Raw genomic sequence first — 13,035 nt, 5'->3', positions numbered from 1 at the left:
TTCGTCGAGGAGATCGAGGAGTGCGATGCGGAGCGCCACAGCGCCGGGCCACGTGTCGTGGGCATCATCGCGTCACTCGCGGATCGCCCCGACCGCCGAAGTCCCCCCCCGGGCGCTCCGAGTTCCTGTCCTACGCGCCAATGTGGGGGAAGCGCAAGGCTTTTCTGTGAATCCGGTGAAGATCGGCTGTATCCGAGGTGGCCGCCGGGCGGCCCCGAGCCGTCCCACCGGGTCGGCCGCCGCCCGCTGTTAGGGTGGGACGATGTGGTTGATCACCGGCGGAGCCGGATACATCGGGTCCCACGTCGTCCGGGAACTGACCGCCGCCGGCGAGGGTGTCGTGGTCCTGGACGACCTCAGCGGCGGCGACCCGGCCAGGCTGCCCGCGGACGTCCCGCTGGAGCGCGGCTCGGTGCTCGACCCCGAGGTGCTGGCGCGGGTGCTGCGCGAGTACGCCGTCGACGGCATCGTGCACATCGCCGCCAAGAAGCAGGTCGGCGAGTCCGTCGCCCGCCCGCTGTACTACTACCGGGAGAACGTCGAGGGCCTGCGCACCGTCCTCGACGCGGCCGCCGGCGCCGGGGTGCGCCGCTTCGTCTTCTCCTCCTCCGCGGCCGTCTACGGCCCGACCGACGCCGACCTGGTCACCGAGCAGACGCCCTGCGCCCCGATGAGCCCCTACGGCGAGACCAAACTCGCCGGGGAGTGGCTGGTCGCCGCCGCCGGGCGGGCGCACGGCATCGCCACCGCGTCGCTGCGCTACTTCAACGTCGCCGGCGCGGCCGCCCCGGAACTCGCCGACACCGGCGTGTCCAACCTGGTCCCGATGGTCTTCCAGCGGCTCGCCGCGAAGCAGCCGCCGCTGGTCTTCGGCGACGACTACCCGACGCCCGACGGCACCTGCGTACGCGACTACGTCCACGTCCGCGACATCGCCTCCGCGCACCTGGCCGCCGCCCGCCGGCTGGCCGCCGACCCCGACGCGGCGCTGGTGCTCAACATCGGCACCGGCACCGGCGTCTCGGTGGCCGAGATGGTTGCGGTGATCGGCGAGGTGACCGGCCACACTGATCTCACGCCCGAGGTCGGCCCGCGCCGCCCGGGCGACCCGGCCCGCGTCGTCGCCTCGGCCGAGGCGATCACCCGCGAGCTGGGCTGGCACGCGCGGTACGACGTCCGGGAGATGGTGGGTTCGGCATGGGCGGGCTGGCAGGCGCACCACCCGGGGTGAGCGGCGGCGGGCGCACGGCGGGCGGAACAGCGGACAGAGGGACGACGCAGGTGGCAGCGGCGGCACGGCAGGACGTGGTGGAGGCCCGCAGGGTCGTGGTGAAGGTCGGCTCCTCGTCGCTGACCACGGCCGCCGGCGGGCTGGACGCGGACCGGGTGGACGCCCTCGTCGACGTCCTGGCCAAGACCCGCGAGGACCGCGAGGTGGTGCTCGTCTCCTCCGGCGCCATCGCCGCCGGGCTCGCCCCGCTCGGCCTGGACCGGCGCCCCCGCGACCTGGCCCGCCAGCAGGCCGCCGCCAGCGTCGGCCAGGGCCTGCTGGTCGCCCGCTACACCGCCTCCTTCGCCCGCTACGGCGTCCGGGTCGGCCAGGTGCTGCTCACCTCCGACGACGTCAGCCGCCGCACCCACTACCGCAACGCCTACCGCACCCTCGACCAGCTGCTCGCCATGGGCGCCCTGCCGATCGTCAACGAGAACGACACGGTGGCCACCGACGAGATCCGCTTCGGCGACAACGACCGGCTCGCCGCCCTCGTCGCCCACCTGGTCCGCGCCGACCTGCTGGTGCTGCTCTCCGACGTCGACGGCCTCTACGACGGCGACCCGCGCACCCCCGGCACCAGCCTGGTCGGCGAGGTCACCGGCCCCGCCGACCTCGACGGCATCTCCATCGGCAGCGCGGGCCGGGCCGGCGTCGGCACCGGCGGCATGGTCACCAAGGTCGAGGCGGCCGGCATCGCCACCGGTGCCGGGGTGCCGGTGGTGCTCACCTCCACCGTGCACGCCGCCGACGCGCTCGCCGGCCGGCCGACCGGCACCTACTTCCACCGCACCGGCAAGCGCTCCGCCGACCGGCTGCTGTGGCTCGCGCACGCCTCCACCCCGCGCGGCTCGCTGCGGCTGGACGCGGGCGCGGTGCGCGCGGTCACCGAACGGCACAGCTCGCTGCTGCCGGCCGGACTCACCGGTGTCGAGGGCGACTTCACCGCGGGCGACCCGGTGGACCTGCTCGACGAGGCCGGGCACGCGGTCGCCCGCGGGCTGGTGAACTTCGACGCCCGCGAACTGCCCCGGCTGCTGGGCCGCTCCACCCGCGACCTGGCCAGGGAGCTCGGCCCGGCGTACGAACGCGAGGTCGTCCACCGCGACGACCTCGTCCTGCTGCGCCGGTAACCCCCTCCCGCCGTCCGTTTCGCGCCGACCTGCGCCCGCTCTGGCCCGATCCCGCCCGCTCCGGAGTGGTCCAGGTCACCGTCACCGGCCCCACCTCGGCCAATCTCCGGGAAACGGCCCCGCCCGGCCGCCGAGCCTGGTCAACTGTGAAGCGGAGGAGCCGTCCGCGGGAGCGCGCGGACGAGCTCGGAACGTCACCCACAGGGAGGCCGCGGTGAAACGAGGGCGCCCAGGGCAATCGTCCAAGGGGGCGTCGGGGCGCGCGCTCGTCAGCGTGAGCAGCGGGCCCGACGCGGCTGCCGCCGGGCCCGAGGAGGAGCCGTCCGCCCGGCTCTGGCACGTCACGCTGAGCGTGGCCGGGCCCCGCACCCCGCTCGGCGAGGTCCGCCGCGGGCTGGAGCAGCTCGCGCACGACCATCCGTTCCTGCTCACCAGCCGCTACGCGACCGACCACGCGGAGATCCGCTACTGGGAAGAGGCCCGCGACCTCCACGATGCCGCTGCGCTGGCTCTGCGGCTGTGGGGTGAGCACCGCTCGACGGCGAAGCTCCCGCCCTGGGAGACGGTCGGCCTCGAGGTCATCGACCGCACCACCTACCACCAGCGCCTCGCCGAGGGCTACGGCCCACCCCCCGCCGTCCCCGTAGGCGTCCACCCCTACTGACACCCGGGCGCCCTGTCCCCCCGGGCTGCCCCGCCCTGCCTGTTCCAGGCCCACCCGCCGCTGGTGGGCGTCTCGCGCCGTTCCCCGCGCCCCTTCGGGCCACGAGCTCCTTCCGTGGGGAGGGCCGAGCAAATTCAGGGGCGCGGGGAACTGCGCGCGCAACAACCCACCGGCCCCGGGGCCGGAACTGATCCGCAACCACATCGGCGAGTAGCCGAAGGGGCGCGGGGAACTGCGCGACCAGCCACGGCGGACCGCAAGCTCCCGGCACCCACAGGACGAGGCAGCCCGGAGGGACCCCCCACCGGGAGGTGGTCCCTCAGCCGACAGGACGGGGGCACCCGGGCGGGTCGCGCTACCCTGAACCGCATGGAATTGCCCTCGCCGCTCCCCACGTCCCCGGTGCTGCTCGCCGCCTACCGCGCCCGCGCCGCCGCCGCGGACCTGGCCCCGCAGACCCGCGCGGCGAAGGACGACGCGCTGCTGGCCATCGCGGACGCACTGATCGTCCGCACCCAGGAGATCGTCGCCGCCAACGCCGAGGACGTCGTCCGGGCGCGCGAGGCCGGCACCAGCGAGGCGATCATCGACCGGCTCACCCTGACCCGCGAGCGCGTCGCGGCGATCGCCGCGGACGTCCGGCACGTGGCGTCCCTGCCGGACCCGGTCGGCGAGGTGCTGCGCGGCTCGACCCTCCCCAACGGCCTGGACCTGCGCCAGGTCCGCGTCCCGCTCGGCGTCGTCGGCATCATCTACGAGGCCCGCCCGAACGTCACCGTGGACGCCGCCGCGCTCTGCCTGAAGTCCGGCAACGCGGTGCTGCTGCGCGGCTCCTCCTCCGCGTACGCCTCGAACACCGCGCTGGTCACGGTGGTGCGCGACGCGGTCGGCGGCGCCGGGCTGCCCGCGGACGCGGTCCAGCTGGTGCCCGGCGAGAGCCGCGACTCCGTCACGGAGCTGATGCGCGCCCGCGGCCAGGTCGACGTACTGATCCCGCGCGGCGGCGCCGCCCTGATCCGCGCCGTCGTCGAGGGCTCCACCGTGCCCGTGATCGAGACCGGCACCGGCAACTGCCATGTCTACGTGGACGCCGAGGCCGATCTCGACACCGCCGTGCAGATCCTGGTCAACTCCAAGGCGCAGCGCCCCAGCGTCTGCAACGCCGCCGAAACCCTGCTCGTGCACCGCGACATCGCCGACCGCTTCCTGCCCCGCGCGCTGGCCGCGCTCGCCGAGGCGGGCGTCACCGTGCACGGCGACCCGGGCGTGGTCGCGGCCGCGCGGGCGCACGACAGCAAGGCCACCGTGGTCCCGGCCACCGCGGAGGACTGGGAGACGGAGTACCTGTCGTACGACATCGCCGCCGGCGTGGTCGACTCCCTGGACGCGGCCGTCGCGCACATCCGGCTGTGGTCCTCCGGCCACACCGAGGCGATCGTGACCACCTCGCAGGCGGCCGCGCGTCGCTTCACCCAGCTGGTGGACGCCGCGGCGGTGATGGTGAACGCCTCCACCCGGTTCACCGACGGCGGCCAGTTCGGCTTCGGCGCCGAGATCGGCATCTCCACCCAGAAGCTGCACGCGCGCGGCCCGATGGGCCTGCCGGAGCTGACCTCCACCAAGTACATCGTCACCGGCGACGGCCACATCCGCTGACGGCGCACCCGTCGGCCGCCGCCGCACCCGTACCTCCGGCACCGCCCGCGCCGCCCGTACCCCCCCCGCCCCGCGCGCTCGGGGCGGGCGGATACCACGGACCCGCCACTGGCGCACAGCCGCCGCACCAAGGGCCGGGAAAGCCCTGCCCAAAAGGGCCCCTTCCGGATTACGCTGAACAGATGCCGGACGATGACGAGTTCGCCTCCGTAGTCCTCGACGAAGAATTCGTACGGTCCGCCCTGTTCCACGAGCCCACGGCCAGGGAACGGGCGCTTGCCGTCGCCGAAGGCCCCGCGCTGCCACCCGGTCGCCCCGGGCGGTACGGAAGCCGGGGCGCCGTGCTGCCCGAGCCGGCGGACGACGACTCCGTGCTGGAGTCGGACGAGCTGTACGCGCAGGGCCACCCGTACCGCACCATCGGCAGCCGCTGGCACCGGCCGGTCGCGTGGGCCCTCGCGGTGGTGCTGGGCGTCGGGGTGGTCGCCCTGACCTTCGCCGCGGTCTACCGCGGCGCGGGCAGCGGACGCACCACCACCCCGCCCCCGCCCGCCCCGCCGATCGGCTCCTCGGCGACCCCGGCCGTCCACTTCGCGCCGCAACCCTGACCCCGCGTCAAGTTGACCGCCACGAGGGCGCCGCTTCCGGTCCATGCGGATTTAACCTTGTGATATGGGTGGGCGCGAGGACCCTCCCGAGGGCGCACCGGACGGTGTGCCCCCCGGGGGCGACGACGACAGCGAGTACCGATCCGTCGTGTTCGACGAGTCGTTCGTGCGGGCTGCCCGCATCCAGGAGTACTCCGCGCGCGAACGGCTCGACGACGCCGCGCACGCCGTGCACGTCCGCCGCGCGGTGCCCCGCGGCCTGGCCCGGCAGGCCCTGGCGGTCGCGGTCCTGATCGTGGTGGCGTTCGGGCTCGCCGTCTACATGGGCGTGCGCCACCCCTACCGCGCCCACACCCCCGCGGTCAGCGAGCAGATCCGGGTCAACGTGATACCGCTGGTGCCGGGGGGCACCGTGCCCGCCGTCTCGCCCACCGCGCCCTTCGCGGGCAGCGCCGCGCAGGCGTACGGCCACGGCATCAGGGTGCCGACCGCAGCGGCCCGGCGGATCGGCGGCTACGCCCAGAGCGAGGTCCAGCAGGCGCTGGACACCGCGAAGAAGTACCTGACCGTCACCTCGCTCGACCACGACACGGTGCTCTCCGGCGATGTCGAGCCGGTGCGGGAGCTGCTCAGCGCCGGCCAGCGCGACCAGTTCGACGACACCCTCACCCAGCCCAGCGACGACGGCAGCCACGCCGCCACGGGCTGGCTGGTGCGCTTCGACCCGAGCGCGGACATCTCCCTGGCCGGCAGCGACGCCACCGCGATCCGGGTGAACAACGGCAAGGTGCACACCGCCGCCGCGGGCAGCGAGCTGGAGATCGTCTCCGACTACACCTTCTTCTACGCCCTGCGCGGCGCCCCGGACACCGGGGTGTCGCTCTTCACCGTCCGGCGCCGGCTGGTCTTCCACGCCGACCACGCCGACCTGCGGGAGCATCACATCGAGGTGGTCGACGCCGACGTGGAGGCCGGGCCGCTGGCCTGCACGGACGCCGTGGGCAGCTATTTCCGGCCGATACTGGCCGGGCAGAGCGGCGGCCGGCTCGAGGGCGTCGACCCCTACCACCCCGACCACCCGGCCGGCTCGGTCTGCACGGCGATGGACGACAGCGCGACCCCGAGCCCGACGGGTACGGCCCCGGGCGCGACCTCGGGCACGGGCACGCCGACGGGCCCGACCCCCGGCACGACCGCGCCGGCCGGCCCCGCCGCCGCGGCGGCCACGGCCGCGGGAGCCACGGCCGCCGGCACCGCCGGCACGACCGCCGCGGTGCCCGCGGACCTGCGGGTCTACGCCCCCTCGGGCTCCGGGCCCGCCGGGTCCGCCCCGCCCTTCCCGGTGAACTTGTCCCGCAGCTTGCCGCCGATGTCCCCGGCGCCGTTGCCCAGGTCGCGGATCAGACCGACCAGCGGGTCCTTGCTCTGCTTCGCCCGTTCGGAGTAGTGGTTCGCCGACTCCTTGAACGTGTCGTAGACCGAGGTGTCCTTGTCCTCGGTGCGCCGCGGGTAGTGGCCGTCCATCAGCCGCTGGTAGTCCCGGCTGGCCGCCCACTTGCGCAGCTCGCCGGCCCGCACGGTGGCGAAGGGGTGGCTGCGCGGGAGCACGTTGAGGATCTTCAGCACCGAGTCGCGCAGGTCGCCCGCGGCTTCGTACTCGTCGGCCTGCTTGAGGAAGGCGTCCACGTTCATCTCGTGCAGGTGGTTGCCGCCGGCCAGCTTCATCAGGCCGCGCATCGACGCCTGGAGGTCCTGGCCGACCAGCAACCCGGCCCGGTCCGCGGACAGTTCGGACTTGCGGAACCACTCGCGCAGCGCGGTGACGATGGCCAGCACCGCGAGGTTGCCCAGCGGTATCCACGCCACCCGCAGGGCGAGGTTGGTCAGGAAGAGCAGTATCGTCCGGTAGACGGAGTGCCCGGACAGCGCGTGCCCGACCTCGTGGCCGATGACCGCGCGCATCTCCTCCTCGTCCAGCAGCTCGACCAGGCCGGTGGTCACCACGATGATCGGCTCGTCCATGCCGATGCACATCGCGTTCGGCTGCGGGTCCTGCGTGACGTAGAAGGACGGCACCTTCTCCAGGTCCAGGATGTAACAGGCGTCCCGCAGCATCGCGTTGAGGTGCGCGAACTGCTCGTCGCTGACCCGGACGGAGTCGGACAGGAAGAGCAGGCGCAGGCTGCGCTCGGGCAGCAGCCCGCTCAGGCCCTTGAAGACGGTGTCGAAACCGGTGAGTTTGCGCAGCGCCACCAGCGCCGACTTGTCGGCCGGGTGCTCGTACGCCCGCGAGGAGATGTCGGGGAAGCGGCGCCGGGTGCGACTGGGCAGCTTCTCGCCGCTGCCGCCCGCCCCCGCCGCCTTGCCGCCCGGGCCCTTGCCACCGGACCCGTCCTTCTTCGGTTTCTTCGACTGGGACGATTCGGACACCTGGGCCAACCCCCTGCTCGCCAACCGGTTACACAGTGCTGGACGCGTGGAGCCACCGCGAAGTTCCCCGGGCGCCGCCCGTACCATGTGCCGAGAGCCTTCCCACCCGTCTCCGAGAACGCAGAGGGTCAGCCGAATGTCGACCGCACCAGCCACCGCCCTGACCACTCTCGCCGAGGGCGGCAACCACCCGAGCCTCAGCCCGTACCTGACCGGTTTCGGTGCGCTGATCGCGCTGCTGCTCCTGCTGTGGGTCGTCACCCGCTTCAACCGGGACTAGTCGGCCGCATGTCGGACAAGAAGCGCATCGGTGTGATGGGCGGGACCTTCGACCCCATCCACCACGGGCACCTGGTGGCCGCGAGCGAGGTGGTCAGCCTCTTCCACCTCGACGAGGTCGTTTTCGTGCCCACCGGCCAGCCCTGGCAGAAGGAGCACCGCAAGGTGTCCGCTGCCGAGGACCGCTACCTGATGACGGTGATCGCCACCGCCTCCAACCCGGAGTTCTCGGTCAGCCGCAGCGACATCGACCGCGGCGGCCGGACCTACACCATCGACACCCTGCGGGACCTGCGCTCCGAGCACCCCGAGGCGGAGCTGTTCTTCATCACGGGGGCCGACGCGCTCTCGCAGATCCTGTCCTGGCGGCATGCCGAGGAGCTGTTCGGACTGGCGCATTTCATCGGCGTCACACGTCCAGGGCATACGCTGTCGGACCCGGGGCTCCCCGAGGGCGGCGTGTCGCTGGTGGAGGTCCCGGCGCTGGCGATCTCGTCGACCGACTGCCGCCAGCGGGTGGCCAAGGGGGAGCCGGTCTGGTACTTGGTTCCGGACGGTGTGGTGCGCTACATCGACAAGCGCGCGCTCTACCGGCACGAGACCGGGTAGCGCACAGCAAACGTGAAGGGGTTCCTCGTGAACGACGCAAACCCCCGCAGGCACTATGCCGAGGGCGGTCCAGACAACGAGACAGACCCTTACGCGCAGGACCCCTACTACCAGCAGCAGCCCTACGGCTACGACGCGTACGGGCGCCCGCTCGCCCAGCCGCCGTACCAGGACCCGTCCGCGACGTACGGCGGCCAGCAGCAGGGCTACGTCCCGCAGCAGGCCCCGCCGCCGTACCAGGAGCAGTACGACACCGGCACGCACCAGGTCCACCCGCCGCAGAACTACCAGCCCGGCTACGGCCAGGGCCCGGCCCAGGGCGGCCAGGACTACGGCACCGGGCAGCTGCCCGCCTACCCGGCGCAGGACTACGGCACCGGCGGGCAACCCGGCTACGGCACCGGGCAGATGCCCGCCTACGAGACCGGTCAGCTGCCCGCGTACGAGACGGGCCGGATGCCCGCCTACGACACCGGGCAGCAGCAGCCGGTCCACGACACGGGGCAGCAGCCCGTCTTCGAGGAGCAGCCGGCCGCCCAGGAGGCGCGGCAGCCGGGCGACCCGGACTACCGCACCGAGCAGTTCGCCTTCGTCGACGAGGACTCCGAGGAGTCCGAAGAGGTCATCGACTGGCTGAAGTTCTCCGAGTCGCGCACCGAGCGCCGCGAGGAGGCCAAGCGGCGCGGGCGCAAACGCCGGTTCGGCCTGGTGGCGATACTCGTGCTCGCCCTGCTCGGCGGCGGCGGGTACCTGTGGAAGGCCGGGAAGATCCCCGGGTTGAAGAAGAGCAGCACCGCGGCTGCCGTGAGCAGCGGCTCCGACCGGCGCGACGTGATCGTGGTGCACATGCTGCCGGTCGACGGCGGCGCCAGCTCCACCGCGCTGCTGGTGGACAACACCACGAAGAAGCACGGCACCACCGTGCTGATCCCGAACTCCGTGCAACTCACCGGCGACGACGGCTCGGTGACCACCCTCGACAAGTCCGTGTCCGACGGCGTCGGGCCCACCCGGGACTCCCTCAACACCCTGCTCGGCACCGACATCAAGGGCAGCTGGCGGCTGGACTCGCCGTATCTGGAGCTGCTGGTCGACTCGCTCGGCGACATCTACGTCGACACCGACGCCGAGGTGAAGGGCACCGGCAAGGACAAGGACAAGGTGCTGGTGGCCAAGGGCGAGCAGCAGGAGCTGAGCGGGGACGCCGCGGTCGCCTACGCCACCTACAAGGCGCCCGGCGAGTCGCAGACGGCCCAGCTCAGCCGGTTCGGCCAGGTCATGCAGGCGGTGCTGATGAAGATGCCCAGCGACGCGGCCGACGCGACCAGGACCGTGCAGGCGCTCGCCCAGATCCTGGACCCCTCGCTCACCGACAAGCAGCTCGGCGCGTCCCTCGCGCAGCTCGCCGACCTCGCCAAGACCGGCCAGTACAGCACCTCGATGCTGCCGGTGCAGAAGGACGGCACGCTCAGCGAGGCGGCCACCCAGAGCGTGGTCAAGAACGTGCTCGGCGGCAGCGTGAAGCAGTCCACCGGCTCCTCCGGCCCGGCGCGGGTGTCGGTCAAGGACGCCAGCGGCAAGTCGAAGTCCGCGGCCATGGCACAGGCGGCGATCGTCAACGGCGGCACCTACACCTATGTGTCCGGCGGCAAGTCCGGCACGGTGCAGGCGACGTCCCAGGTGCTGTACGCCGACGCGTCGCGGGAGGCCGCGGCCAAGGACGTGGCGGCCACCCTGGGCCTGCCGACCAGCGCGGTCAAGAAGGGCACGGTCGCCTCGAACGCCGACATCACGGTGGTCCTCGGCGCGGACTACAAGCCGACCAGCGACGACGGCTGAGGCCGCCTCGCCGGGCGGCGCCGCAGGTCAGCGGCGCCGCCCGGAAACACGGTCGGGGTCTGTCGGAGGGTCGTGAGACCCTGGAGTCGACAGGACCCCGACCGGAAAGCCGCATCCGTGACCGCCACTGACCGTTCCATCGAGCTGACCCGCGCCGCCGCCCAGGCCGCCGCCGACAAGCTCGCGCACGACATCATCGCCTACGACGTCAGCGATGTGCTCTCCATCACCGATGCCTTCCTGGTCGCCTCGGCGCCCAACGACCGGCAGGTCAAGGCGATCGTCGACGCCATCGAGGAGCACCTCCTCAAGGAGCTGGACACCAAGCCGGTGCGGCGCGAGGGCGAGCGGGACGGCCGCTGGGTGCTGCTGGACTACGTGGACATCGTGGTGCATGTGCAGCACTCCGAGGAGCGGGTCTTCTACGCGCTGGAGCGGCTGTGGAAGGACTGCCCCGAGATCGAGCTGCCCGCGGACGCGGTGGCCACCCGCGGCAAGGCCGCGGCCCACGCCGCCGCCACCGAGGCGGCCGCCCACGAGGACGCGTGAGCGCGCGGTGACCGGCACCGACCACCGGGACGGCAGCGGCGACGTCCAGGCGCCCGGCGCCGACCGGCGCCGCCGGATCGTGCTGTGGCGCCACGGCCAGACGTCGTGGAACGTCGAGCAGCGGTTCCAGGGCAGCACCGACGTGCCGCTCACCGAGACCGGCGTCGCCCAGGCCCGCCGGGCCGCCCGGCTGCTCGCCGCTCTCGCCCCGGACGCGATCATCTCCTCCGACCTGAGCCGGGCCCGGGCCACCGCGGCCGAGCTGGCCGCCCTCACCGGGCTGCCGGTCACCCCGTACGAGGGTCTGCGGGAGACCTACGCCGGCGCCTGGCAGGGGCTCACCCACAGCGAGATCCTGGCCCGCTACGGCGAGCAGTACACCGCGTGGAAGCGCGGTGAGCCGGTCCGCCGCGGCGGCGGCGAGCTGGAGACCGAGGTCGCCGACCGCGCCGCGCCGGTGGTGCTGGCCGCCGCCGACAAGCTCGCCGACGGCGGCGTGCTCGTCGTGGTCAGCCACGGCGGCGCGATCCGCACCACCATCGGCCGCCTGCTCGGCCTGGCGCCGGACACCTGGGAGTCGCTGGGCGGCCTGTCCAACTGCTGCTGGTCGGTGCTGGGCGAGGGCGCCCGCGGCTGGCGGCTGACCGAGCACAATGCCGGCACCCTGCCGGAGCCGGTCCTCGGCGACGACACGTAGTCCGAGGTCGTGGGCCCGCGGGCGGGCCGCAGCGCCGATTTCGTTTCCGGCCCGTCCACCGGCTATGCTTCTTCTCGTCGCCGGGGCAACCGGCGGTGCGGGGCTGTAGCTCAGTTGGTAGAGCGCTTGCATGGCATGCAAGAGGTCCGGGGTTCAATTCCCCGTAGCTCCACGCTTGAAGAGGGCGAGTTCCTTCCGCGCACACCGCGGACCGGACTCGCCCTCTTCGTCGTACGAGCCCGCGGCCTCCCGCCGTAGGAGCCCGCGCCCTCAGCCGGCCGTGCCGGGCGCAGCCGACCAGCGGGTCCTCCATCGCCCGCAACCGCTCGATCCGCTGCTGGTCTTCCGCCGCGACCGGGGTGTAGACCACCACCCGGTGCTCGGCCATGCCGTCGATGCTCAGCGAGGTGGAGGTCATGTGGACGGTGCCGGCCTCCGCGTGCCGGAAGACCTTCACCCGCCGGCCGGGCGAGGCCACGTCGCCGCTCGCCCACAGCTGCGCGAAGGCCGGGCTCTTCCGGATCAGCAGCGCCACGAACTCCTCCCACGCGGGCTCGCCGATGTGCCGGCCGTAGCTGTGCCGCAACTGCGCCACCATCCACGGCAGTTCCTCGGCGCTGTTCTTGAAGGACGAGCAGCACTCGGGGATCGTGAAGAGCTTGTACAGCAGGTTGCGCTCCCGGCGCGCGACGAGCGAGGTCATCGGCCACAGCACGCGGTAGGTGGCGTTGGTGGCCTGCACGTCGTAGCGGTCGTTGAGGACCGCGGCCGGCAGCGGGTCGAGGGCGCCGAGCACGCCGAGCAGTTCCTCGCCGACCACCTCGGCGTCGGAGACCGGCGCGCGGACGAAGGGGACGCCGGCCAGCCCGTAGAGGTGGTCCCGCTCGGTCACGTCGAGCTGGAGCACCCGGGCCACCGCGTCGAGCACCTGCACGCTGGCGTTGATCGGGCGCCCCTGCTCCAGCCACGTGTACCAGGTGACCCCGACGCCGGCGAGCTGCGCGACCTCCTCGCGGCGCAGCCCTGGGGTGCGGCGCCGGATGCCCGGCGGCATGCCGACGTCCTCGGGCCTGATCCGGGCCCGGCGGCTGCGCAGGAACGCCGCGAGTTCGTTCCGGCGCCGGGGCTTGGCGTCGGCGGCCGCGGTGCGGACCGGCTGGGCTGGATACGGCTGCGGTGGATACGACTGCGGTGGGGACGGCTGCGCCATGCTTCCATCCTGGACGGCGCGCCGCGCCGCTGCCAGGTGCTGTCAGTACCAGGACCACTGGGCTCTCGTTACTGGTACCGGCGCGGCG

General features: G+C 73.2%; 11 protein-coding genes, 1 tRNA gene and 2 pseudogenes. 12 read left to right on the top strand and 2 right to left on the bottom strand.

Translation table 11 applies throughout. From position 1 onward, the window contains the following. Window positions 1-262: 262 nt before the first annotated feature. The 6 genes and pseudogenes from galE to AC3ERT_RS25835 all read left to right on the top strand — a co-directional run. Window positions 263-1,231 carry a UDP-glucose 4-epimerase GalE gene (gene galE / locus AC3ERT_RS25860; RefSeq protein WP_335982099.1) on the top strand — a complete coding sequence of 323 codons (969 nt, stop codon included), beginning with the start codon at window positions 263-265 and terminating at the stop codon, window positions 1,229-1,231. A gap of 95 nt (window positions 1,232-1,326) precedes the next feature. Continuing rightward, complete coding sequence (gene proB, locus AC3ERT_RS25855) at window positions 1,327-2,406, top strand: glutamate 5-kinase (protein ID WP_435130538.1); 1,080 nt, start codon at window positions 1,327-1,329, stop codon at window positions 2,404-2,406. Window positions 2,407-2,620: 214 nt separating this feature from the next. After that, window positions 2,621-3,070 (top strand): hypothetical protein, encoded by a 450-nt coding sequence (locus tag AC3ERT_RS25850; protein ID WP_335982096.1) that lies wholly within the window; start codon window positions 2,621-2,623, stop codon window positions 3,068-3,070. A 369-nt stretch (window positions 3,071-3,439) separates the two neighbouring features. Further along, complete coding sequence (locus AC3ERT_RS25845) at window positions 3,440-4,726, top strand: glutamate-5-semialdehyde dehydrogenase (RefSeq protein ID WP_335982094.1); 1,287 nt, start codon at window positions 3,440-3,442, stop codon at window positions 4,724-4,726. Continuing rightward, on the top strand, window positions 4,723-5,334 hold the full coding sequence (locus AC3ERT_RS25840; protein ID WP_488180748.1) for an SCO2583/SCO2584 N-terminal domain-containing protein: 612 nt from the start codon (window positions 4,723-4,725) through the stop codon (window positions 5,332-5,334). Before AC3ERT_RS25845 ends, AC3ERT_RS25840 begins: the two co-directional genes overlap by 4 nt. 64 nt (window positions 5,335-5,398) lie before the next feature. Beyond that, a pseudogene (locus AC3ERT_RS25835) lies at window positions 5,399-6,445 on the top strand (SCO2583 family membrane protein); the annotation flags it as partial. Between the two features lie 182 nt (window positions 6,446-6,627). Here AC3ERT_RS25835 and AC3ERT_RS25830 read toward each other — a convergent pair. Beyond that, the gene (locus AC3ERT_RS25830) at window positions 6,628-7,665 is read right to left on the bottom strand and encodes a M48 family metallopeptidase (protein WP_435130540.1); all 1,038 of its coding nucleotides are present in this window, start codon (window positions 7,663-7,665) and stop codon (window positions 6,628-6,630) included. Between the two features lie 235 nt (window positions 7,666-7,900). Between AC3ERT_RS25830 and AC3ERT_RS25825 the strand changes: the two genes are divergently transcribed. The 6 genes from AC3ERT_RS25825 (at window position 7,901) to AC3ERT_RS25800 (ending at window position 11,909) form a co-directional block, all read left to right on the top strand. Continuing rightward, window positions 7,901-8,044, top strand: a complete 144-nt coding sequence (locus AC3ERT_RS25825; protein WP_335982092.1) for a hypothetical protein — start codon at window positions 7,901-7,903, stop codon at window positions 8,042-8,044. Window positions 8,045-8,052: 8 nt separating this feature from the next. Continuing rightward, on the top strand, window positions 8,053-8,652 hold the full coding sequence (nadD, locus tag AC3ERT_RS25820; RefSeq protein ID WP_435130418.1) for a nicotinate-nucleotide adenylyltransferase: 600 nt from the start codon (window positions 8,053-8,055) through the stop codon (window positions 8,650-8,652). Between the two features lie 27 nt (window positions 8,653-8,679). Then, window positions 8,680-10,491: an LCP family protein gene (locus AC3ERT_RS25815; RefSeq protein ID WP_335982089.1), complete on the top strand. Its 1,812-nt coding sequence runs from the start codon at window positions 8,680-8,682 to the stop codon at window positions 10,489-10,491. A gap of 117 nt (window positions 10,492-10,608) precedes the next feature. Then, window positions 10,609-11,040 carry a ribosome silencing factor gene (gene rsfS / locus AC3ERT_RS25810; RefSeq protein ID WP_335982087.1) on the top strand — a complete coding sequence of 144 codons (432 nt, stop codon included), beginning with the start codon at window positions 10,609-10,611 and terminating at the stop codon, window positions 11,038-11,040. A 7-nt stretch (window positions 11,041-11,047) separates the two neighbouring features. Further along, window positions 11,048-11,737 (top strand): histidine phosphatase family protein, encoded by a 690-nt coding sequence (locus AC3ERT_RS25805; protein WP_435130422.1) that lies wholly within the window; start codon window positions 11,048-11,050, stop codon window positions 11,735-11,737. 99 nt (window positions 11,738-11,836) lie between these two features. Further along, window positions 11,837-11,909 (top strand) — tRNA-Ala (locus AC3ERT_RS25800). 222 nt (window positions 11,910-12,131) lie between these two features. Here AC3ERT_RS25800 and AC3ERT_RS25795 read toward each other — a convergent pair. Beyond that, window positions 12,132-12,947, bottom strand: a pseudogene (locus AC3ERT_RS25795) (helix-turn-helix transcriptional regulator); the annotation flags it as partial. Window positions 12,948-13,035 lie beyond the last annotated feature (88 nt).

It is taken from the genome of Actinacidiphila sp. bgisy145 (assembly GCF_057708125.1).
Note: the sequence above shows the minus strand (reverse complement) of the source record. Positions and strands in the feature narration are given on the sequence as shown.